Origin of the sequence: Corynebacterium sp. HMSC072D12 (assembly GCF_001813925.1) — a bacterium.
Taxonomy (GTDB): domain Bacteria; phylum Actinomycetota; class Actinomycetes; order Mycobacteriales; family Mycobacteriaceae; genus Corynebacterium; species Corynebacterium aurimucosum.
In genome coordinates this window covers 1-20,886 of the sequence record NZ_KV814400.1, presented here as the reverse complement: position 1 = coordinate 20,886, position 20,886 = coordinate 1, and the positions used below count along the sequence as shown (strand labels likewise).

The window sequence follows — 20,886 nt, the reverse complement described above, 5'->3', positions numbered from 1 at the left end:
GGCCCGCCGCGCGCAGGAGAGCCTCCGTGCCTTCCTGGGTGCGGGCCACCATATCGCGGGCGAAGCTGGTCTTCATGTCCTGCTACTTCCTACGTGATCCGGCCTTGACCACGTTCTTGGTGCCCGGCGAAGGCTTCTTCGTGGCCTTCTTCGTCGATTTCTTGGTCGACTTCTTGGTGCTCTTCTTCGTCGATTTCTTCGCACCACCGTTCGCGGCATCCTTGGCGCGGCGCTCGGAGAGGAGCTCGTTGGCGCGGGCGTCGGTAAGCTGCTCCGGGTCGTCACCACGGCGCAGCGAGGCATTCGTCGTGCCGTCGGTGACGTACGGGCCAAAGCGACCGTCCTTGACCGTCATCGGCTTACCGGACACGTCGTTATCACCCAGCTGCTTAATCGGCGGCTGCGCGGCCGCACGGCCGCGGCGCTTCGGCTCCGCGTAGATGCGGCGCGCCTCATCCAAGGTGATGGAAAAGATCTGCTCCTCCTTGGCCAAGGAACGGGAGTCCTTGCCCTTCTTTAGGTACGGGCCATAGCGGCCGTTCTGCGCGGTGATGACCTCGCCATCCGAGGGGTCCACGCCCACCTCACGCGGCAGACTCAGCAGCTTCAGTGCTTCCTCGAGGGTGACGCTGGCCGGCTCCATCGAGGCAAAAAGCGAGGCCGTGCCTGGCTTGAGCTTCTCCTCGACGTACTCAGCAATGCGCTTTTCCTTCTGCTTCGCCGCGGTCTTGGTCTCCCAGTTCTTCGCGCGCTTGCCCTCGGCGGCGCGCTGGGCGTCCTCCGCGGCGCGCTCTTCTTTGACGATCTCCTCGGCTTCGGCCTCGGCCTTCTCGCGTTCGTCGTCACGCACCTGCTCGGTCACGTACGGTCCGAAGCGGCCCTCCTTGGCCACGATGGTGCGGCCATTCTCCGGGTTCTGGCCCAGTTCGCGCCCGCCCTGCGGGGTGGCGAAAAGCTTCTCCGCCAAAGCTTCATTGAGCTCATCCGGGGTGACCGTCTCTGAGAGGTTAGCGCGCTGGTACTCCACCGTGCCATCCTCGTTGGTACCCACGGCGCGCTCAATATACGGCCCGTAGCGGCCCACGCGCACGAAGACATCGCGGCCTTCCGCGTCGGTGTAGAGACGCAGCGAGTTGACCTGGCGGGCATCGATAGCCTCCAGGTTGATGTCCACCAGGGACTTCAGGCCGCCGTGGCGGGCAATGGATGCGGCCTTCCGCTCGCCGGCCTCCGTGTTGCCGAAATAGAAGTTATTCAGCCAGTCCGTACCGTTCTCCGAACCGGCAGCAATGGCATCGAGCTCGTCCTCCATGGAGGAGGTGAAGTCATAGTCCACCAGCTCGGTGAAGTTATTCTCCAGCAGGCCCACCACCGCGAAGGCAACCCACGAAGGCACCAGCGCGTTGCCGCGGGAGAGCACGTAGCCGCGGTCCTGGATGGTCTTGATGATGGAGGCGTACGTCGACGGGCGCCCAATGCCCAGGTCTTCCATCTTCTTGACCAAGCTGGCCTCGGTATAGCGCGCCGGCGGGTTGGTGGAGTGGCCGTCGGCAGTAACCGCAGCGGTCTTCAGCGTGTCGCCCTCGTTGAGGTGCGGCAGGCGCGACTCTTCCTTCGAGCCCTTCGCCGCCACGTCCTCGTAGGCCTTGAGGAAGCCCGGGAAGGTAATCGTGCGGCCGGTCGCAGAAAAGTCCGCGTCGTGACCACCAGCGCTCACGGCCGCGGTCACCTTCATCGAGGTTCCCTTGGCATCGGCCATCTGGGAGGCCACGGTGCGCTTCCAGATTAGCTCGTAGAGCTTGTATTCCTCGGCGTCGAGCTGCCCGGCCAGCTGGCCCGGGGTGGCGAAACGTTCGCCGGCGGGGCGGATGGCCTCGTGGGCCTCCTGGGAGTTCTTCACCTTGCGGTCATACGTGCGCGGCCCATCCGAAACAAACTCCGCACCGAAGATGGAGGTGGCGGCCTCACGCGCGGCGCCTAGGCCCTGCTTGGACAGGGAGGTCGAGTCGGTACGCATATAGGTAATGTGACCGTTCTCGTAAAGACGCTGCGCAATGCGCATCGTGCGCTCCGAGGTGTAGTGCAAGCGGCGGCCTGCCTCCTGCTGCAGCGTCGAGGTCATAAACGGTGCGGAAGGTTTGCGCGAATAAGGCTTGTGCTCAACGCTGGCCACGGTCATGGTGGAGCCTTCCAGCGCGCTGGCCAGCTGCTCCGCCTGGGCCTGCTTGACGACGACCACCTCGTCGCTCTTCAGCTCACCCTTATCGTTGAAGTCGCGGCCCGCGGCCACGCGCTTGCCATCAAGGGCGCTCAAGCGTGCGTCAAAGTCCGGTGTGGACTTGAGCGTTGCCGTGAGATCCCAGTACTCGGCGGGGATGAACGCCATGCGCTCGCGCTCGCGCTCGACGATGACGCGGGTAGCCACCGACTGCACGCGGCCAGCCGACAGGCGCGGCATGACCTTCTTCCACAGCACCGGGGAGACCTCGTAGCCGTAGAGGCGGTCGAGGATGCGGCGGGTTTCCTGGGCGTCGATGAGGTTCTCATCGAGCTCACGAGTATTTTCCGCCGCCTCCAGGATGGCGGACTTGGTGATCTCGTTGAAGACCATGCGGCGCACCGGCACCTTGGGCTTGAGCACCTCGAGCAGGTGCCATGCAATGGCCTCGCCCTCGCGGTCGGGGTCTGTTGCGAGATACAGCTGGTCGCATTCCTTCAGCTTGGCTTTAAGGTCGGCGACCTTCTTCTTCTTGTCCTGGCTGATGACGTACAGCGGGGTGAAGTTATCCTCCGGGTTAACACCGAGGCGCGCCCAGGATTCCTTCTTATACTTAGCGGGGACGTCGGCAGCGCCGCGGGGAAGGTCCCGGATGTGGCCGACGGAGGCCTCAACAATGTACTTATCGCCGAGATAAGGCTGAATCTTCTTCGCCTTGGTTGCTGACTCGACGATGACCAGGGTCTTCCCCGGGCCGGTAGCTTCTGCCACTTCGACTTCATCCCTTCCGATGGTTAGTCCTCTGCTGGGCAATTGCCCCTAGAGTACACAGATAGAGGTTCACTCTAGTTATTCAGGCCAGTACGCGTCCACACAACAGGGGGTCTATACTGGCCGTCCGAGGATTCGCCTCACAGTACACAACCGGGAGACAGCGTGATTGCGTCTATTACTGCATGGTTCGAGGTCATCATGGCCACCCAGTGGATTTATCCACTGGTGGGTTCGCTGATTTTCCTCGACTGCTTCTTCCCCGTTTTGCCTTCAGAGGTTCCCCTCAACATGGTGGGCGCCTGGTCTGGCTCCCAAGGTTTTCCCCATCTTCCCACCATGTTTTTCGTCGCTATGGTTGCCGCAATTCTGGGGGATAACCTGTGCTTCCTTCTGGGAACGCGGCTCATTGGCCTTATAAATAGAGCCCAAAAAGGCACGAAGGCCTACGATGCCTTAACGTGGGTTAAACGCAACATTCGGCGCAGCGGCGGCGCGGCGATCATCATTGCGCGTTTCATCCCCTCGGCCCGGCTCTTCATGACGATTCTGCTCGGCTCGATGCGCTACCCGTGGCCGCTGTTTTTCTTCTTCGACACCTTCGGGGTGCTGCTGTGGGTGGCGCAAGCGCTAGCCATTGGTTATCTCGGCGGCGTGGCTTTCTCCGGCTCGCCCGCGATAGCCATGCTCATTTCCATCATCGCCGCGGTCATCATCGGCTTCGGCCTGCAAAAGGGGCAGAATAAGCTGCTGGAATGGTGGGATACCCGGCGCGGCTATGCCGAATCCCCCTAAACCACCTCGACGTTGGTGGCCTGCTGGCCCTTAGCGTCTTCCCCAATCTCAAAGGAGACGCGCTGGTTATCTTCGAGAGTGCGGAAGCCGGTTCCTTGGATCTCGGTGTAGTGCACGAAGATATCGCCGGAGCCGTCCTCCTGCTCAATGAAGCCGTAGCCTTTTTCGGCGTTGAAGAACTTGACGGTACCGTATGCCATGATGAGTTGTCCTTTGCGGAAATAAAGTAGTGCAAACTAGTGCACCAGTGTGCCACGTTTGGACACCTACAGCAGATTAGTGGAGGCAAGCGTGAGTGAGAACCCTCTGGGTGAGGAGCTCGTCGAGCACCTTGTTGAGCGTTTCCCCGAGTCCGAGCTAACGCACTCCACCACCCTGCCCGCCCAGCCAGCGCGCTATGCCGAGTGGCCGGAGTGGGTCCTGCCGGAGCTGCGGGCGACGTTGGAGGAGCAAGGTGTGGCCAAGCTCTATGCCCACCAGGTCGCCGTGGCACAGGCCGCGTGGGAGGGGCGCGACGTGGTGGTGTCCACCGGGACGAGTTCCGGAAAGTCGCTGGGCTACCGTTTGCCCATCCTGTCCCGCCTGGCGCAGGATTCGACCGCGTGCGCGCTCTACATCACGCCGACGAAGGCGCTGGGTTCGGACCAGCTGCGCGCGGTGCTGGAGCTCACGCAGGATATCGCCGTGCTTCGCGACGTCCACCCCGCCCCCTACGACGGCGACACCCCCACCGAAGCGCGCGCCGGCATCCGGGATCAAGCGCGGTTCATCTTTTCCAACCCGGACATGATTCATTCTTCTCTGCTGGGGGCGCATCAGCGGTGGGCGCGGGTGCTGAGGCACTTGAAATTCATCGTCATCGATGAGGCGCATGCCTACCGCGGGGTTTTCGGGGCGAACGTGGCGCTGGTGGTGCGGCGTTTGCTGCGGCTGTGCGAGCACTATGGCTCGCGGCCGGTGGGAATTGCGGCTTCGGCGACCATGCGGGATCCCGCCCGGCATGCCGCGCGGCTAACGGGACGCGAGGTGCTCGCGGTGACTGAGGACGGCGCGCCGACGGGTGCGCGGACCGTAGCGCTGTGGGAGCCGGGCTTCATGGAAGGCATCGAAGGGCAGAACGGTGCCCCGGTGCGTCGCGCCGCTACGACGGAGGCAGCGTGGATGATGGCCGCGCTGGTGGCGCAAGGCGCGCGGACGTTGACCTTTGTGCGCTCGCGGCGCGCGGCAGAGACCACCGCGCTACGGGCAGCGGAGGAGCTCTCCGGGAGGCTGGGCAGGCCGGATTTTGCCCGCCGGATTGCGGCCTACCGTGCGGGGTACTTGGCTGAAGACCGCCGCGCGCTGGAGCAGGCACTGGATGATGGTTCCTTGCTCGGCGTAGCCACTACCTCGGCTTTGGAACTGGGCATTGACGTCGGCGGGCTGGATGCCGTGGTCACCGCTGGGTTCCCGGGTACGGTCGCCAGCTTTTGGCAACAGGCAGGACGCGCGGGCCGCCGCGGGCAGGGCTCTCTGGTGGTGTTGGTAGCCCGCGATGAACCGATGGATACCTACCTGGTTCACCACCCGGAAGCGCTGTTGGGCCGGCCGGTCGAGGCCAGCGTGTTCAACCCCGCTAACCCTTATATCCTGGGCGGACACGTGTACTGCGCGGCGGTAGAAAAGCCGCTGAGCGACGCCGACGTGGCCGCCTTCCACGCCGAAGACGTGGTTCATGACCTAGCCCAGCAGGGCTTGCTGCGCCGGCGCCCGCAGGGCTGGTTCGCCGCTCCCCTGCCCGCTGGCTCCAGCGAGCTCACCCCGGAGACCGCGCACACGGCCGTCTCGCTGCGCGGTGGCTCGGGCGAGGAGGTCATGATTGTCGATTCTTCCGACGGCCGCCTGCTCGGCACCATCGATGCAGCCCGCGCGGTCAGCCAGGTACATCCCGGCGCGGTGTACCTGCACCGCGGTGAAAGTTTCGTGATCGAGGAACTTCACCTCGGCGGAGGCGATGGTGGCGCAGCTCCCGCCGAGCCAGGCGTAGCCCTCGCCGTACCGAAGACGCCGGACTACACCACGCAGCCGAAGTCCACGACGGATATCCGCATCCTGCGCGAGGCCGATGACTTGGTGAACTACGCCCCCGGCCTGTGGGTGGCCAGCCTGGAGGTCGAGGTGACCGACAAGGTCACCGGCTACCAGGTTCGGCTTCCCGATGGCTCCGTGGGCGAGGATATCCCCCTTGACCTGCCGGAGCAGCGCCTGGTGACCCGGGCGGTGGCCTACACCATCGATCCGCTGGCACTCGCAGCGATGGGAGTCACCGCCGGGCGCACGCCAGGCACCCTCCATGCGGCCGAACACGCCGCCATTGGGCTGCTGCCGCTCATTGCCACCTGCGACCGCTGGGACATTGGTGGTGTGTCCACCGCCCAACACGCCGATACGGGCTTGCCCACGGTTTTCGTTTACGACGGCCATCCCGGCGGCGCCGGCTTCGCCGAGGAAGGCTTCCGGCGTTTCCCCGAGTGGATCAAGGCTACCTTTGAGGCCGTGCGCTCCTGCCCCTGCGAGTCCGGGTGTCCGTCGTGCGTGCAATCCCCCAAGTGCGGCAACGGCAATAACCCTCTGGACAAGGCGGGCGCGGTAGCGCTGCTCGGCGCGCTGGTCACCATGACCTCCTAGACCGGACCAGCGCGGGCGATGGCGCTGCGCCCGCGCAGCCGGGCAGTCACCTCCACGTCGCGCCCCTCGATATCGCAGGAGCCGAGCTCCGCGCCATTGAGCACGGCAACCTCCTCAGCCTTCGTGCAGGCGTCCCTGCCCTTGGCCACCTCCCACGCCCCCGATACCGCAGCGAGATCCGCCGCCACCTGCGCTTCGTGCCGCGCCACAACGAGCGACGCAACCGCCGCGACCGCCAACAACAGAGACGCCACTGCGGCGATGATCCCGGCGGCGACGACGGTGGCATAGCCCTCCTCACCCGCCAGGATCCGCACCCAGCTGCGCTGATGACGACTCATGGCTGCGCCCCTGCGGCCCCACCGGCTGCCATCTCCGCGGGAAACACCGCCTGCGCGCGCATGGTTCCCAGGGGTGCGGGCACGGCGGCCTGGGCGGTCATGAGTCCGGAGCTCTCGCTCACGGTGACCGTCACTCCCTCGCGCTGAAAGTCCACGCCGATAGCAGCGGAGCGAGCCGCAGCACCCGCGGCGTCAACGGCAGCGAGGTGGGCCGACAACGTGGCGATGCCGCCCACGATTCCCGCGGCGACGATGACGAGCGCGGACAACGACAGAGCCGCCTCGATGGTGACGGAGCCGGCGTCATCAAGCGCGCGCATTAGCCTGGAGAGTTGGACAGGGCGTCGGTGATGATGGAGGTAATGGCGCTGGTTACTTCACCGCCATTGACCACGGCATAGAGCACCGCGGCAAGCGCTGCAGCCGCGAGCGAACCCATAGCGTACTCAATCGTAGACATACCATCATCATTTCCTAATAGTGACTGGTAGTTTAACTTTTTCTGCATGTTTTACCTAGCTTTCTTTCCTGTGTTTGTGTAGGTTGCGTTTACTGAATTGGTGAGTGGTTAGTTGAGCGATTATTGGTATGAACGGGCCTAGAAAAGTTGCTGCCCCAAGCTGATAAGGACAGGTATCAACCCAAGGACCAGGAAGGCGGGAAGGAAACACACCGCCAGCGGTGCTGCAATGAACACGCCAGCGCGCTCCGCCCGCGCGGTAGCTTGTGCCGAGGCTTCGGCACGCAGCTGCGCCACCAACCGGTGGCACCCAGTTGCCATGGCAGCGCCCGATTCACCAGACAGCTGCGTAAGCCGCACCAGTTCTTCCAAATGCGGCTGGCTGGCCAACGACGACCACGCAGTGTTCATGGGAACCCCTACCCCAATGAGTGCTGCCGCCTCCGACCACTGCGACGAGGCTTCGGCGACGGCCACCACGGCGCTTCGCGTGGAGAGTCCGGCCTCCAAACAAGCAGCGAAGAGCTCGAGGTCGCTGGCTGCTTCGAGCGCACTATAGTCCGCCGCTGGACCATCGCGCGGCGTCTTCGGGCGCGGCGTGCGCGACCCCGACTCGGCAATCCGCCCAGAGGGCGCAACAGCCGTGATAGCGAGTGCCGCGGCCATTAATGCAGTGGAGATATAAGTCAAGACCATCACTGCGCCGCCTTCCGCAGAATGAGGCGCGACCAGGCAAAGCCGGCGCAGACGAGTGCCACGCCGACGTCGAGAAGCACGCCCCCTAAGCCACCACCCAACAAGAACCCCAGAGAATCCGCACCCATCGCCCCACCCATGAGAATGCCCGCCAGCGGCAAGCACGCCAGGATAACCGCGGTGGCCTGCGGCCCCTGCAAAGAGGCAGCGGTCTCACCGGCATGGCGGCGCGCAGTATCCAGCTGGCTTTGGGCCTGCTCAATGAGACTCGCCAACGCCACGCCATGACGCCCCGAGAGCGTGAGCAGCGCTGCATAGCGCGCAACCTCCGGTGCATTGAGAGCAACCGCGGGTGAGCCCCCTTGCGCCGCGAGTCCCGCCGCTGTGCTCAACGCGTCGCGGAGACTCTCCGGAGTGGAGTCAGGAAGGGCATCTGCACCCCGACGCAGCGCGCCCGCCGTTGTCGAGCCCGCCCGCAGCTCAGCGGCAATAGATCCAAAATAGGAGGCGAGTGCCTCAGCACCGCGGCGCTGGCGCCGGGCGGCTGCCAGGTCATTGGCAAACCACAGCGCACAGGCCACAATGCAGCCCACCGCCACCACAACAGTGGGCCTGCCGAAAAAGACACAGCACCCGACCCCGAGGAAGACAGCCGCGGGTGCCAGCGAGCGAGGCTTCGGAGATTCCAGCCGCGTCACCGAGGCAGGCTGCGAGAGCAAACACGCCGCTGCAAGGAACAGCCACATCATGGTTCCACCCCCAACCGCGAACACAGCTGCGCAAACCCGGGAAGCGGGCCCTCTTCGGCCGTCCACACCAGCTGAGGCGTGACCGGGTTTCCCTCCAGCACGCCGAGGTGTGCGAGGCGTCGACCCTGCGGGGTACGCTCCATCCCAAGAACCACGTGCACTGCGGCCGCTAGCTGCGAGTGCAGCGCCACACGGTCGAGTCCTCCCAGCGCGGCGAGGGCCTCCATGCGGGCGGGTACTTCATCAACAGAGTTGGCATGCACGGTGCCAGCCCCACCATCGTGCCCAGTGTTGAGCGCGGCAAGCAGTTCCACTACCTCCGCGCCGCGGATTTCACCGACCACGATGCGGTCTGGGCGCATGCGCAGCGCTTGGCGGAGCAGGAGCGACATAGAAATCTCACCGCGCCCTTCCGCGTTAGCCCGGCGCGATACCAAGGTCACCACGTGCGGGTGATTCGGGGAAAGCTCCGGGGTGTCCTCGATGATGAGCAAGCGCTCGGTGACGGGCACGCACCCCAACAAGGCAGCGAGCAACGTCGTCTTGCCGGAGCCGGTCCCACCAGTGACCAGGAAGGATGCCCGGCACTCAACGACGGCCCGCAAGACATGCTCCAAGCTGGAATCAATGCTGCCATTGGCTATTAACTCCTCCAGGCTGGTTTGCGCCTGGCGCAACACACGAAGGCTGATGCAAGTTCCGCTTGCTGAAGGAGGCGCAAGCAACGCGTGAAGTCGGATCCTCGTGCCATCGGGGCGGGTCAGGCGCCCATCGGCAAAAGGTTGCGCATCATCCAGCCGCACGCCCGCCACCGCAGCCAGCCGGGTAGCAAGCTGGCGTACTTCGGCGTCATCGGCAAAGCCGATATCACGCGGCTGCAGGCCCTGCCCGCAATCGACGAAACAGGAATCGGCCCCATTAACAACAACATCGGTCAGCCCCGGCAGCGATAGGACCGGTTCCAATAATCCTAAGCCCACGGAATCGTGGCGCAAGCGCTGCAGAAGGTCGAGCACATCGACATCGCTGATGACTCCGGCCTCCTGGCGAATGCGCCGCGCCAAGGCCGGTGCATCGTGGGCCAGCTGCGGCTCGGCGGCCACGATAGTGCGCATCGTATCGATCAGGTTCATGCCACGGCCTCCCACATCTGGCGCGCGGCACGCACAAGGGCTCGGGGCAGCTGACGCGGCAGCCCACTGGTTTCCACCGTGCGGGTCAGACCACGGATCGTCGGCAACTCAGCGATGGGTTCTGCATGAGTCACCGTGGCAATATCGCTGGCGTCCAGACCCGCCCACTGGCGGTTGCGCACGACGACGGAGCACTCCTGCGGCCGGGCGCGAAGCTCTGCCACCAGCTGCGCGCAGGCGGCGGCTGCCCGCACCTCAGCGGCGGTCAGCACCACCACGTGATCCGCCGCGTCGGGGATATCCCACGGCGGGCAATCCACCACCACGGTCCCCGGGTATAAACACGCAGCTTGCATAATGGCCGCGCGCCGGGTGGCACTCATCTCAACCACCTCCGCGTTGGCAGACCTCGCCTCTGAGAGAACCGCGATGCCATCCGGAGTGGTGGGCAGAGCACGGACAAGGTCTGCTGCATCAACCGAACCGGTCCCCGCAGCGAGATCCGGCCACCGCGCGCCGGGCTTGTTCTCAATGCCGGTGAGCAAGTCGAGGCCGCCGGAATAAGGGCACGCATCAACCAGGAGATCCGCGCCTGCCTCGCGGGCCAGCGCCACCGCCACGGTCGAGGTACCTAAGCCCCCAGCGGAGCCGGTCACCGCCAGGGTTAAACCTGTGGACACGGTGGTCTCAGGAGTAGCGTCCGCAGCTAATGCGCCCAGGAGTTCTTTCGATTGGGCTGGCACGATGAAGGCGGCAGTCGCACGGCAACAGAGTGCGGCCTCATAATCGATCGGCCCCGGATCCAAGGCCAGGAAATACACCCGCGGATGCCCCGCCACGAGACGGGCCGTCAGCGAATCAGCTAAGACAGCATCCGCCTTCGGCAGGTGGCGGGAAAAGTCCCGCGGATCCTCGACGGTGCTCACTTCCGCAGTACTGGCAGCAGCCGCGGAAGCTGCTTCTGCTCGCAGTGCGGCATCCCCGACTGCGATAACTAGGTGAAACGTGCTCATGCCCGAAGCATGCGCGAGCACACCTACCACGCGCTAGGGCTTCCTAGCCGCCTGTGGATAACTCCGCAGTTTTCATCTATAGACGCCGGTTTTGATGACGTTTAAACAAATTTAACGGGGTTTAAAGCCTACAATTCACAGGGAACCCGCCACGTCGTGTCCTAAGAAAAACTCACAAGCCATACAACGGGCTTAGGCTTAGGGAAAGCCAAAAACATCAATAACCCCGGCGATTTACTCCTACTTTTGTAGTGCAGGGATCGTTCCGAGGCTTTCAACAGAAAAACTAGCATATCCATAATGAATAATCCAGAATCCGCCCTACTACCACTATCTCAGTGGTTTTCATCTGCGCGTATGAGCCGTTATGCTGCCCATCCAACTCCAGAAGCGCTATACCTTTGGAATACTCACCTTACAAAGACCTATCTCGCCGACATTGAGCATCTCGAAGTGCTCCTCCGCAATTGCATCCACACCGCCCTAACGCGCAGATACGACGAACGGTGGTTTGACAACCATCGAATAAATTTCAGCAGTGAAGCAGCCAAGAGCATCCACAAAGCAATGAAGAGAGCCGGAGGGAGGAAAGCACCACCAGGAAAAATCATCGCTGAACTCAGTTTTGATTTCTGGCGCTTCCTCTTAAGTAGCCACTATCAGGCGAGCATCTGGCCGCAGATAGAAAAGGCATTGAAGGTAAAACCCGACGACAGACAGCAATTCGAAGAACTTGTAGTCATTATTTACAAAATGAGAAACAGGTGCTCTCACCACGAATCAATCGTCCAACAACACAATATCCCTGGTGAAATCGCACATCTTGACTCTGTTGATAACGCTATCCACATGGTAGCGAAATTCATTGATCCCGAAGCCGCGACGTGGATCAAGGATAATTCCAGAGTGCCAGCTCTACGAGTGCAACGACCTTAGTCACATATCTGAATGCCACGGCAACACTGGGACTGGGGGCATGTTGGCTTAAAAGAAAAAGGTGATGGCCCGCGCCTCGGGGGGGTGTGCGCGGGCCATCGGTAACCCGGCATCGGGGGGGTGCGCCGGGGCAGGCCGCACTGTATATCGGGGCCTTGCACATGACATTATGGCACGCGAACCAAGAGATGACAACAGCGAAATCCAACATTCCGTGAGTTTTCTGGCAATATGTTTGCGCACTCCCGATTCTGCCTGCTAAGAGGCTACGATGAGCAGGGTAACTCGCACACAGACGGCAGGCCTTCCTCGATGACCGGTACTTCTTTTCCCACTGACGGCGCCACCCGCGCGGCCGCGTTCTTCGACTTGGATAAAACGATCATTGCCACGTCCTCTGCCTATGCCTTCGGCCGCGAATTCATGCACAACGGTCTCATCACCCATGCCGAGGCGCTCCAGCTGTCTTTAGCCAAAGCCAGCTATATGCTCGCCGGGCACAGCAGTGAGCATATGGACACCACCCGGGATCAGCTCGCCGCCATGGCCGCCGGTTGGTCCGTTCAGGAAGTCCACGACATCGCGGTGGAGACCATGCATTCAGTAGTCACCCCCGCCATTTATGCGGAGGCACGCGCGCTTATCGACGCCCACCGCGCCGCCGGCCACGAGGTGGTGATCATCTCGGCGTCGGCAAGCGTGCTGGTCGAGCCCATCGCACAGGAGCTGGGCATCGAGCACGTCGTGGCCACCGAGCTCGCCGAGGAAGACGGCCGGTTCACCGGAGAGATTCTGTTTTATTGCAAAGGCGCCGCAAAAGCTGAGGCCTTAGCCCGCATGGCTAAACAGCTCAACGTCGACCCCGACGTATCTTTTGCTTATTCCGATTCCGCCACGGATATCCCGATGTTAGAGCAGGTTGGCCACCCCGTTGCCGTGAATCCAGACCGCTTGTTAAAGAAGCATGCCCTTGCCCATGACTGGGAAATCCGCACGTTTAAGCACCCCGTTCCGCTCTTCACCGCGCCCAGCGCCCGCGAGTTCGGTATCGGCTCAGCGGTCGTGGCCGGCATAGCGGCCCTCGTGGTCGGCGGTGTTTTCTTTGCGCGGCAGCAGCTGCGTGATTAGGCCGCTTGCGCGATGCCGTCGGCTTCGCGGGCGCCGGCTTCCCAGGCGTCGAAAAGCAGCGTGATAAGTGCCGCCGGATCTTCCTCGTAAGTATCCAGTGCCGCACGGTAGTCCGCGCGATGCCGGTTGAGGTAGGTCTCAGGCACGGCAAAGCCCCGCGGATCGAAACCGGTATGGATGGCTGCGGTGCGCGCGGCAACGAGCGCCACGACTGTGCTGCGCGCACCGAAAAACGAGCGCGCGGCAATCTCCGCGTGCAGCACCACCGGTAACAAGCGGTCAAAATCCACACCGGCCCCGCGCGTGATGAGCTGTGCTAGCGCCTGCGCCACCGCCGGATTCTGATCAGGGTGGCCCGCGCCACCCGCCGCAACATCAATGCTGGCCAGGATCTGCAGCGGAGCCCGCGCGAAGGTGCGCACGGTAGCAGCCTGTTTTTCGGGGGCAAGGAGGGAATAAGCGCTGACCGCGGGCGGGATACCGTCAGCCTCAAGCGGCGCACCGTCGATCGCCGCGGCCGCCCGCGCACCGCGCAAGAGCGACTCTGAAGAAATGACGTCGAACTTGCGCAAGCCCGCGGGCCGGCGGTGCACGCGCGCTAACGCTGAGGCGGCAGAAGCAGCTTTATCCTTCACCCCAGAAAGGGCCATCAGCGGGGTCAGCGGGTCAGAATGCGGCATACCCATTACAATAACGCCGTACCCACTTTGCGGGCCGCACCACATGAACGCTGGAAAGTTCATTACTATGGCCGATATAGATTGCGACAAAACAGTAGGAGTATTTAACCGTGAGCAACGACGGACTATTCACTGACGGGTCCAACAAGTTCGCCCCGAAGGTAGACAGCATTCCCTTGAGCGATGCGGATACCTCCCGCCGTGGCGAAGCATCCATCGGCCAGCTCGTATCCAACGCCACCGAGCAGATGTCCCAGCTGGTTCGCTCCGAGGTCGAGCTGGCCAAGACCGAGCTCGCTGCTTCTGCCAAGAAGGGCGGCATCGGCGCGGGCATGTTCGGCGTGGCCGGCACCGTGGCGCTGTACAGCTCCTTCTTCTTTTTCTTCTTCCTGGCGGAGCTGCTCGCCGTGTGGCTCGACCGCTGGGCTGCCTTCCTGATCGTCTTCCTCATCATGGTCGTCCTGGCCGCCGTCGTGGCCTTCATCGGCTTCAAGCAGGTCAAGCAGGTCAAGGCCCCGGAGAAGACCATCGAGTCCACGAAGGAACTCAAGAAGCTGGTACCGGGTAAGGCTGAGAAGTCCATCGAGCGTGGCCTCTACACCTAAACCTTTAAGGTCCTTTTCAATCTCCCGCCCCGAGCACATGCGTTCAGGGCGGATTTCTTCTGTGCACCCTTCCCACGAAAGGCCCGCCCATGAATCCCCTACCGCCCTCCGTAGTGGAGCTTGACGGCCCCTTTGAGCACGAGTTCCTGCACACGCGCGGCATCCGCCTGCACGCCGCTACCGCTGGCGACCCGGATAACCCGCTGGTGCTGCTGCTCCATAGTTCCTTTGGTGGGTGGTTCGACTTCCGGAATGTCATTGCCCCGCTTGCCGCCGCAGGCTTCCACGTCGCCGCCCTCGATATGCGTGGTTTTGGCATGTCCGATAAACCACCGCTCGAACCCGGCCAGGATATCCGCGTGGCGGTTGGTGATGTCAGCGGTGCCATCCGCGCACTGGGTCACGACGATGCCTACCTAGTCGGCGCGGATACCGGCGGTGCGGTGGCATGGGCGCTGGCCACCGAGCGGCCCGAACGGGTACGCGGGCTGGTCTCCGTATCGGCAGCGCACCCGGCAGATTTACGCCGCGCCGTCGCCGCACGCCCCTGGGACTTCGGGTGGGTCCTCCTGCGCGCAGCGTTGTGCCGCATGGGAAAAATTGGCGCCCCGAGACTCCTACTGCGGGAGTCCACCTACCTTCGGGAGATGGATCTCGACGCCCTCGGATCCTTCAACGGCGCCGAGCGCGAGGAGGCCCTGCGCCTGCGCGTGACGTCGTCACGCATAGGAAACGTCCGCCGGGGAATCATCTGGAACCACCGACTGCGTACCGCTGTGGTTCCGCTGAGTTGGCTCGAGCTCACCGTGCAGTGCCCGACGCTGTTCATTCATGCCGATCAGATGCTGTGGCGGCCAGTTGCGCGGCGGGCGGCGCGGCGCTGCCGTGGGGGTTTCACCGCCACCACTATCCCCGGGTCCAAGAACCTGCCCTATCTTGAGAACCCGCATGGTTTTACTCAGACCATTATCCAATGGTTGCGAGATAGGTAACATTCACCGCCCTCCGTGCCCCACCCCTCTCAGGGGGATGGGGACTTTTTTAATTCGTTGACAAAACCGCAGGTTAAGAAAGAATACCTACCGCCCTATAGCTTTTATCACAGGACATATTTTTCAATTCCTTGTATATGAGACGAGCCACGCGGTAGCTTCATATAAAACCAACATCACAGGTTTTCTACATCTTTCGCACCACGGAGGTCTAAGCCCTACATGACGCTCAAGAAGACACTCGCTGCTCTCTCTGTCGCTACCCTGCCGCTCACCCTCGCGGCCTGTGGTGGCGACAACTCCGGTTCAGACTCTGCTTCCGGCTCCGGTGATGGAATCGTCACCGTCAACGGCTCCGAGCCGCAGAACCCGCTCATCCCGGCCAACACCAATGAGACCGGCGGCGGACGTATCGTCGATTCCATCTACGCCGGCCTGGTCTACTACGACGGTGACGGCGAAGCTCAGAACGAGCTGGCTGAATCCATCGAGCCGAATGACGACAACACCGAGTTCACCGTCAAGCTCAAGGAGTCGAAGTTCTCCGACGGCTCCCCGGTCACCGCGAAGAACTTCGTGGACGCCTGGAACTACGCCGTGGCCAACGACCAGCTCAACGCTTCCTTCTTTGCCAACATCAAGGGCTTCGAGGAAGGCGTCGAAAAGATGGAGGGCCTCAAGGTCGTCGACGACCACACCTTCACCATCGCCCTGAACAGCCCGGAGCAGGACTTCCCGGCACAGTTGGGCTACTCCGCGTTCTACCCGCTGCACGAGTCTGCCCTGGAAGACATGGATGCCTTCGGCCAGAACCCGATTGGCAACGGCCCGTACAAGCTGTCCGAGTGGAACCACAACCAGGACGCCACCGTCGTTCCGAATGAGGAGTACAAGGGTGGCCAGACCCCGCAGAACGACGGCATCAAGTTCGTCTTCTACGCCTCCCAGGACGCCGCTTACGCCGATCTGCTCTCCGGCAACCTCGACGTTCTCGACGCCGTTCCGGACTCCGCTTTCGACGTCTACGAGGCCGACCTCGGCGACCGTGCAGTGAACCAGCCGACTGCTATCTTCCAGTCCTTCACCTTGGGCGAGAACCTCGAGCACTACTCCGGCGAAGAAGGCGTGCTGCGCCGCCAAGCCATCTCCTATGCCATCAACCGCGAGGAGATCACGGACACCATCTTCAAGGGCACCCGCACCCCGGCCAAGGACTTCACCTCCCCGGTTATGCCGGGCTACTCCGAGGACATCAAGGGCAACGAAGTCCTTGAGTACGATCCGGAGAAGGCCAAGGAACTGTGGGCTGAGGCCGACAAGCTCAACAAGTGGGATAACCCGACCCTGGAGATTGCCTACAACTCCGACGGCGGCCACAAGAGCTGGGTGGATGCAACCACCAACTCCATCAAGAACACCCTCGGCATCGAGGCTGTTGGCGCACCGTACCCGGACTTCAAGTCCCTGCGCGATGAGGTGACCAACCGCACCATCAAGACCGCCTTCCGCACCGGCTGGCAGGCGGACTACCCGAGCCAGGCCAACTTCCTGGCCCCGCTGTACAAGACGAACGGTTCCTCCAACGACGGTGACTACACCAACCCGGAGTTTGACAAGCTTCTCGACGAAGCCCTGACCTCCACCTCTGAGGAAGACGCCATCAAGAAGTACACCGAGGCCCAGGAAGTCCTGTTCAAGGACCTGCCGGCTATCCCGCTGTGGTACTCCAACGCCACCGGTGGCTACTCCGAGAACGTCGACAACGTCGTCTTCTCCTGGAAGTCCCAGCCGGTGTACTACAACATCACCAAGAAGTAACGCCACCCCTGGCCACTTCGCACGACCCCCGCAACCTCCATGGAGCGGGGGTCGCCCCGCGTTTTCACCCCCAAAGTGTGATTAGAAACGCGCTATAGATTTCTCGAAGCGTGGGATCACACATTAGAATTCTCGTAAGCTATGCCCCGCGTCCCGACGCTGGCAAGCACCTGCCCCACAACGAGTAAAGGACCACACTATGCTGCGCTATATCGGGCGCCGAGTGCTCCAGATGATTCCGGTGTTCTTCGGAGCTACCTTGCTCATCTATGCGCTCGTCTTCTTGATGCCCGGCGATCCTGTCGAAGCCCTTGGCGGTGACCGCGGCCTTACCGAGGCTGCCCGTGCCCGCATCGAGGCCGAATACAACCTCGACAAGCCGTTCATCATTCAGTATCTGCTCTATATCAAGGGCATCTTCATGCTGGACTTCGGTACGACCTTCTCCGGGGTTCCCGTAACCCAGGTGATGGCTAACGCCTTCCCGGTTACTGTAAAGCTGACCGTCATGGCCATTATCTTTGAGTCCGTCTTCGGCATCCTCTTCGGTGTCTTCGCCGGTATGCGCCGCGGCGGCTTCTTCGATTCCACCGTGCTGGTCATCTCCCTGCTCGTCATCGCGGTGCCTTCCTTCGTCATCGGCTTTGTCTTCCAGTACCTCGTGGGCATTAAGTGGGGCGTCTTGCCGGTTACCGTCGGCGCTAACGCCACAGTGAAGTCTCTCCTCATGCCGGCCATGGTGCTCGGCGCGCTCTCCTTGGCGTACGTCATCCGCCTGACCCGCCAGTCCGTGGCGGAGAACCTGCGCGCCGATTACGTGCGCACCGCCCGCGCCAAGGGGCTGTCCAACGGCGCGGTGACCCGCCGCCACGTGCTGCGCAATTCGCTGATTCCCGTGGCCACCTTCATCGGCGCCGACATCGGTGCGCTCATGACCGGCGCCATCGTGACCGAGGGCATCTTCGGTATCAACGGCGTCGGCGGCACCATGTACCAGGCCATTCTGCGTGGTGAGCCGACCACAATCGTCTCCTTCACCACCGTGCTGGTGATCATCTACATCATCGCCAACCTGCTCGTTGACCTCCTGTACGCCGTACTTGATCCGAGGATCCGCTATGCCTAATTTCGAGAAAACCACTCCCCACCCGGGCCAAGAGCACTTCGTCTCGGAAACCGATGAAACGGGTCTCGGCGCGGTCGATGCCGTCAAGGACGAGTCCGCGCCTTCCTCCCAGTGGGGGGAGGCATGGCGCTACCTGCGCCGTCGCCCACTGTTCTGGATTGCGGCCGTGATGATTCTCGTGGCCATCCTCCTAGCCATCGCACCGGGTCTTTTCACTAGCACCGACCCGCGCCTATGCGAGCTGTCCAAGTCCCTCGCCCCCGCCGAGCCAGGCCACCCCTTCGGCTTCAACCGCCAAGGCTGCGATATCTACGCCCGCGTGATTTACGGTGCGCGCGCGTCGGTAGCCGTCGGCGTCCTCACCACGCTGCTCGTCGTAGTGCTTGGTTCAATGATCGGCGCTATCGCCGGCTTCTTCGGCGGCTGGATCGACTCTGTTCTCTCCCGCATCACCGACATCTTCTTCGCCATCCCGCTGGTGCTCGCCGCCATCGTGGTCATGCAGATGTTCAAGGAGCACCGCACCATCGTCACGGTGGTCTTGGTGCTCGGCCTCTTCGGCTGGGTCTCCATTGCCCGCATCACGCGCGGCGCGGTGGTCTCCATCAAGAACGAGGAATTCGTGCAATCCGCGCGCTCCATCGGTGCGTCGAGCTGGCGCATCTTGTTCAGCCACATCCTGCCGAATGCGGCCGCGCCCATCATCTCCTACGCCACCGTGGCGCTGGGCACCTACATCGTCGCGGAGGCCACCTTGTCCTTCCTGGGCATCGGCCTGCCGCCGACGTTCGTGTCCTGGGGCGGAGACATTTCCGACGCGCAGGCTTCCCTGCGCGTCGCTCCGGCAGTCCTGTTCTACCCGGCGGGCGCTTTGGGCCTAACCGTGTTGAGCTTCATCATGATGGGTGACGTCGTCCGCGATGCACTCGATCCGAAGGCGAGGAAGCGCTAATGACTAACTCTCCACTTCTTGAAATGAAGGATGTCCATATCTCCTTCACCACCTCCACCGGTGTGGTTGAGGCAGTGCGTGGCGTCAACATGTCCATCTACCCTGGCCAGTCCGTGGCCATCGTGGGCGAGTCCGGTTCCGGTAAGTCCACCACCGCGATGTCCATCCTCGGCTTGCTACCGGGCACCGGCAAGGTTACCGGCGGCCAGATCCTTTTTGAGGGCGAGGACATCACTCACTACAACAACAAGCAATTCGAATCGCTGCGCGGTGACAAGATTGGCCTGGTCCCGCAGGATCCGATGTCCAACCTCAACCCAGTGTGGCGCATCGGCACGCAAGTTGAGGAGTCTCTCAAGGCCAACCACGTGGTGGAGGGTTCCAAGCGCCACGAACGCGTGGTGGAGCTTCTGGAGGAAGCCGGGCTTCCCGACGCCGAACGCCGCGCCAAGCAGTACCCCCACGAGTTCTCTGGTGGTATGCGCCAGCGCGCGCTCATCGCGATTGGCCTGGCCGCCCGCCCGAAGTTGCTCATCGCCGACGAGCCCACCTCCGCCCTCGACGTGACGGTGCAGAAAACCATCCTGGACCACCTGGAGCACCTCACCGAGGAGCTGGGTAACGCGGTGCTCTTCATTACCCACGACCTCGGTCTGGCGGCCGAGCGCGCGGAGCACCTCATCGTGATGCACCGCGGCCGCATCGTCGAGTCGGGCCCCTCGCGAGAGATTCTGCGCTCCCCGCAGCACCCCTACACGCGCCGGCTTGTCGACGCCGCCCCCTCCCTCGCCTCCTCCCGCATCCGCGCGGCCAAGGAAGCTGGTGTGGAGGCCAAGGAGCTGAAGTCGGGTGAGGCGATCGGCGCCGCCTCCGAGTCTGGTTCCACCGCTGCAGATTCCGCTGCAGGTTCATCTTCCGCGGCTCAGGCCCCGGTCATCTCGGTTCGTAACCTCACCAAGGAATTCGATATCCGCGGCCAGCGCGGCGGCAAGAAGCTGCTGAAGGCCGTCGATGATGTCTCCTTCGACATCCGCCGCGGCACCACCCTGGCGCTGGTGGGCGAGTCCGGTTCCGGCAAGTCCACGGTGGCCAACATGGTGTTGGGCTTGCTGGAGCCGACCTCCGGCACCATCGAATTCGAGGGCCGCGATACGTCGACGTTATCGAAGCAGGAACTGTTCAAGCTCCGCCGCAAGATGCAGGTGGTCTTCCAGAACCCCTATGGTTCGCTGGATCCGATGTACTCGATTTATAAGTGCATCGAGGAACCTATGGCCCTGCACAAGGTGGGCTCGCGCAAGGAACGCGAGGCCCGCGTGGCCGAGCTTCTCGACATGGTCTCCATGCCTCGCTCCGCCATGCGCCGCTACCCCAACGAGCTTTCCGGCGGCCAGCGCCAGCGCATCGCCATTGCCCGCGCGCTGGCTCTGCGCCCGGAGGTCATCGTCCTCGATGAGGCTGTCTCCGCCCTCGACGTCCTGGTGCAGAACCAGATCATTCAGCTCCTCGCGGAGCTGCAGTCGGAGCTCAGCCTGTCGTATCTCTTCATCACTCACGACCTCGCGGTGGTCCGCCAGACGGCCGACGACGTCGTAGTCATGAAGAAGGGCCAGGCCGTCGAACAGGGCACCGCCGACGATATCTTCGAAAACGCCCAGCAGGAATACACCCGCAACCTCATCAACTCGGTTCCGGGCATGCACCTAGAAATCGGCACCGGCCACTAGCTCACGCACCACCCACGCCGACTGACCCGTCAACCGTCTTCCGGTTGGCGGGTCTCGTTCTTTAAGAGCTAAAGGGCCC

Annotated in this window: 20 protein-coding genes; 10 read left to right on the top strand and 10 right to left on the bottom strand. The window is 62.8% G+C overall.

Annotation, left to right across the window (positions count from 1 at the left end):
• Nucleotides 1-82 precede the first annotated feature (82 nt).
• Nucleotides 83-2,989 carry a type I DNA topoisomerase gene (gene topA, locus HMPREF2943_RS05980; RefSeq protein ID WP_070711077.1) on the bottom strand — a complete coding sequence of 969 codons (2,907 nt, stop codon included), beginning with the start codon at nucleotides 2,987-2,989 and terminating at the stop codon, nucleotides 83-85.
• 201 nt (nucleotides 2,990-3,190) lie between these two features.
• On the opposite strand from topA, the gene HMPREF2943_RS05975 reads away from it, so the two are divergent.
• Entirely contained in the window at nucleotides 3,191-3,784 is a 594-nt protein-coding gene (locus HMPREF2943_RS05975; RefSeq protein WP_371325760.1) for a DedA family protein, read from the top strand.
• Here the strand turns inward: HMPREF2943_RS05975 and HMPREF2943_RS05970 are convergent.
• A complete protein-coding gene (locus HMPREF2943_RS05970; RefSeq protein ID WP_010189920.1) occupies nucleotides 3,781-3,984 on the bottom strand; it encodes a cold-shock protein in 204 nt (67 codons plus the stop codon). The two genes, HMPREF2943_RS05975 and HMPREF2943_RS05970, sit on opposite strands and share 4 nt — an antisense overlap.
• A gap of 91 nt (nucleotides 3,985-4,075) precedes the next feature.
• Here HMPREF2943_RS05970 and HMPREF2943_RS05965 point away from each other — a divergent pair, with 91 nt between their 5' ends.
• Nucleotides 4,076-6,451, top strand: coding sequence for a Zn-binding domain-containing protein (locus HMPREF2943_RS05965; protein WP_070711075.1), 2,376 nt, complete (start codon nucleotides 4,076-4,078; stop codon nucleotides 6,449-6,451).
• Here HMPREF2943_RS05965 and HMPREF2943_RS05960 read toward each other — a convergent pair.
• The 7 genes from HMPREF2943_RS05960 to ssd all read right to left on the bottom strand — a co-directional run bounded on the left by HMPREF2943_RS05960 (nucleotide 6,448) and on the right by ssd (nucleotide 10,843).
• The gene (locus HMPREF2943_RS05960) at nucleotides 6,448-6,792 is read right to left on the bottom strand and encodes an Rv3654c family TadE-like protein (RefSeq protein ID WP_070444106.1); all 345 of its coding nucleotides are present in this window, start codon (nucleotides 6,790-6,792) and stop codon (nucleotides 6,448-6,450) included. The genes HMPREF2943_RS05965 and HMPREF2943_RS05960 overlap by 4 nt on opposite strands.
• On the bottom strand, nucleotides 6,789-7,112 hold the full coding sequence (locus tag HMPREF2943_RS05955; RefSeq protein WP_070711074.1) for a hypothetical protein: 324 nt from the start codon (nucleotides 7,110-7,112) through the stop codon (nucleotides 6,789-6,791). The genes HMPREF2943_RS05960 and HMPREF2943_RS05955 overlap by 4 nt, the downstream gene beginning before the upstream one ends.
• Nucleotides 7,112-7,300 (bottom strand): DUF4244 domain-containing protein, encoded by a 189-nt coding sequence (locus HMPREF2943_RS05950; protein ID WP_070711073.1) that lies wholly within the window; start codon nucleotides 7,298-7,300, stop codon nucleotides 7,112-7,114. Before HMPREF2943_RS05950 ends, HMPREF2943_RS05955 begins: the two co-directional genes overlap by 1 nt.
• A gap of 90 nt (nucleotides 7,301-7,390) precedes the next feature.
• The gene (locus tag HMPREF2943_RS05945) at nucleotides 7,391-7,948 is read right to left on the bottom strand and encodes a type II secretion system F family protein (protein ID WP_070711072.1); all 558 of its coding nucleotides are present in this window, start codon (nucleotides 7,946-7,948) and stop codon (nucleotides 7,391-7,393) included.
• Complete coding sequence (locus tag HMPREF2943_RS05940) at nucleotides 7,948-8,697, bottom strand: type II secretion system F family protein (protein WP_070444118.1); 750 nt, start codon at nucleotides 8,695-8,697, stop codon at nucleotides 7,948-7,950. Before HMPREF2943_RS05940 ends, HMPREF2943_RS05945 begins: the two co-directional genes overlap by 1 nt.
• Nucleotides 8,694-9,830: a TadA family conjugal transfer-associated ATPase gene (locus tag HMPREF2943_RS05935; protein WP_070711071.1), complete on the bottom strand. Its 1,137-nt coding sequence runs from the start codon at nucleotides 9,828-9,830 to the stop codon at nucleotides 8,694-8,696. The genes HMPREF2943_RS05940 and HMPREF2943_RS05935 overlap by 4 nt, the downstream gene beginning before the upstream one ends.
• Nucleotides 9,827-10,843 carry a septum site-determining protein Ssd gene (gene ssd / locus HMPREF2943_RS05930; RefSeq protein ID WP_070711092.1) on the bottom strand — a complete coding sequence of 339 codons (1,017 nt, stop codon included), beginning with the start codon at nucleotides 10,841-10,843 and terminating at the stop codon, nucleotides 9,827-9,829. Before ssd ends, HMPREF2943_RS05935 begins: the two co-directional genes overlap by 4 nt.
• Nucleotides 10,844-11,143: 300 nt before the next feature.
• Between ssd and HMPREF2943_RS05925 the strand changes: the two genes are divergently transcribed.
• Together HMPREF2943_RS05925 and HMPREF2943_RS05920 are read left to right on the top strand one after the other, a co-directional pair.
• Complete coding sequence (locus tag HMPREF2943_RS05925) at nucleotides 11,144-11,779, top strand: Abi family protein (protein ID WP_070444124.1); 636 nt, start codon at nucleotides 11,144-11,146, stop codon at nucleotides 11,777-11,779.
• Between the two features lie 312 nt (nucleotides 11,780-12,091).
• Nucleotides 12,092-12,907, top strand: a complete 816-nt coding sequence (locus tag HMPREF2943_RS05920; RefSeq protein WP_070711070.1) for an HAD family hydrolase — start codon at nucleotides 12,092-12,094, stop codon at nucleotides 12,905-12,907.
• Here the strand turns inward: HMPREF2943_RS05920 and HMPREF2943_RS05915 are convergent.
• Complete coding sequence (locus tag HMPREF2943_RS05915) at nucleotides 12,904-13,593, bottom strand: oxidoreductase (RefSeq protein ID WP_070711069.1); 690 nt, start codon at nucleotides 13,591-13,593, stop codon at nucleotides 12,904-12,906. The two genes, HMPREF2943_RS05920 and HMPREF2943_RS05915, sit on opposite strands and share 4 nt — an antisense overlap.
• A 104-nt stretch (nucleotides 13,594-13,697) precedes the next feature.
• Between HMPREF2943_RS05915 and HMPREF2943_RS05910 the strand changes: the two genes are divergently transcribed.
• The 6 genes from HMPREF2943_RS05910 (at nucleotide 13,698) to HMPREF2943_RS05885 (ending at nucleotide 20,807) form a co-directional block, all read left to right on the top strand.
• Nucleotides 13,698-14,192: a phage holin family protein gene (locus tag HMPREF2943_RS05910; RefSeq protein ID WP_070444132.1), complete on the top strand. Its 495-nt coding sequence runs from the start codon at nucleotides 13,698-13,700 to the stop codon at nucleotides 14,190-14,192.
• 89 nt (nucleotides 14,193-14,281) lie between these two features.
• Complete coding sequence (locus tag HMPREF2943_RS05905) at nucleotides 14,282-15,184, top strand: alpha/beta fold hydrolase (RefSeq protein ID WP_070711068.1); 903 nt, start codon at nucleotides 14,282-14,284, stop codon at nucleotides 15,182-15,184.
• 222 nt (nucleotides 15,185-15,406) lie between these two features.
• Nucleotides 15,407-17,002 (top strand): peptide ABC transporter substrate-binding protein, encoded by a 1,596-nt coding sequence (locus HMPREF2943_RS05900; RefSeq protein WP_070711067.1) that lies wholly within the window; start codon nucleotides 15,407-15,409, stop codon nucleotides 17,000-17,002.
• 199 nt (nucleotides 17,003-17,201) lie between these two features.
• Entirely contained in the window at nucleotides 17,202-18,128 is a 927-nt protein-coding gene (locus tag HMPREF2943_RS05895; RefSeq protein ID WP_010189948.1) for an ABC transporter permease, read from the top strand.
• Complete coding sequence (locus HMPREF2943_RS05890) at nucleotides 18,121-19,080, top strand: ABC transporter permease (protein WP_070711066.1); 960 nt, start codon at nucleotides 18,121-18,123, stop codon at nucleotides 19,078-19,080. Before HMPREF2943_RS05895 ends, HMPREF2943_RS05890 begins: the two co-directional genes overlap by 8 nt.
• The gene (locus HMPREF2943_RS05885; protein WP_070711065.1) at nucleotides 19,080-20,807 is read left to right on the top strand and encodes a dipeptide ABC transporter ATP-binding protein; all 1,728 of its coding nucleotides are present in this window, start codon (nucleotides 19,080-19,082) and stop codon (nucleotides 20,805-20,807) included. Before HMPREF2943_RS05890 ends, HMPREF2943_RS05885 begins: the two co-directional genes overlap by 1 nt.
• The last annotated feature ends 79 nt before the right edge of the window (nucleotides 20,808-20,886 follow it).

Coding starts and splice junctions, on each gene's coding strand:
- HMPREF2943_RS05975 (WP_371325760.1), top strand. CDS start 3,191: ATGGCCACCCAGTGGATTTATCCACTGGTGGGTTCGCTGATTTTCCTC.
- HMPREF2943_RS05970 (WP_010189920.1), bottom strand. CDS start 3,984: ATGGCATACGGTACCGTCAAGTTCTTCAACGCCGAAAAAGGCTACGGC.
- HMPREF2943_RS05960 (WP_070444106.1), bottom strand. CDS start 6,792: ATGAGTCGTCATCAGCGCAGCTGGGTGCGGATCCTGGCGGGTGAGGAG.
- HMPREF2943_RS05955 (WP_070711074.1), bottom strand. CDS start 7,112: ATGCGCGCGCTTGATGACGCCGGCTCCGTCACCATCGAGGCGGCTCTG.
- HMPREF2943_RS05950 (WP_070711073.1), bottom strand. CDS start 7,300: ATGCAGAAAAAGTTAAACTACCAGTCACTATTAGGAAATGATGATGGT.
- HMPREF2943_RS05945 (WP_070711072.1), bottom strand. CDS start 7,948: ATGGTCTTGACTTATATCTCCACTGCATTAATGGCCGCGGCACTCGCT.
- HMPREF2943_RS05940 (WP_070444118.1), bottom strand. CDS start 8,697: ATGATGTGGCTGTTCCTTGCAGCGGCGTGTTTGCTCTCGCAGCCTGCC.
- HMPREF2943_RS05935 (WP_070711071.1), bottom strand. CDS start 9,830: ATGAACCTGATCGATACGATGCGCACTATCGTGGCCGCCGAGCCGCAG.
- ssd (WP_070711092.1), bottom strand. CDS start 10,843: ATGAGCACGTTTCACCTAGTTATCGCAGTCGGGGATGCCGCACTGCGA.
- HMPREF2943_RS05925 (WP_070444124.1), top strand. CDS start 11,144: ATGAATAATCCAGAATCCGCCCTACTACCACTATCTCAGTGGTTTTCA.
- HMPREF2943_RS05920 (WP_070711070.1), top strand. CDS start 12,092: ATGACCGGTACTTCTTTTCCCACTGACGGCGCCACCCGCGCGGCCGCG.
- HMPREF2943_RS05915 (WP_070711069.1), bottom strand. CDS start 13,593: ATGGGTATGCCGCATTCTGACCCGCTGACCCCGCTGATGGCCCTTTCT.
- HMPREF2943_RS05905 (WP_070711068.1), top strand. CDS start 14,282: ATGAATCCCCTACCGCCCTCCGTAGTGGAGCTTGACGGCCCCTTTGAG.
- HMPREF2943_RS05900 (WP_070711067.1), top strand. CDS start 15,407: ATGACGCTCAAGAAGACACTCGCTGCTCTCTCTGTCGCTACCCTGCCG.
- HMPREF2943_RS05895 (WP_010189948.1), top strand. CDS start 17,202: ATGCTGCGCTATATCGGGCGCCGAGTGCTCCAGATGATTCCGGTGTTC.
- HMPREF2943_RS05890 (WP_070711066.1), top strand. CDS start 18,121: ATGCCTAATTTCGAGAAAACCACTCCCCACCCGGGCCAAGAGCACTTC.
- HMPREF2943_RS05885 (WP_070711065.1), top strand. CDS start 19,080: ATGACTAACTCTCCACTTCTTGAAATGAAGGATGTCCATATCTCCTTC.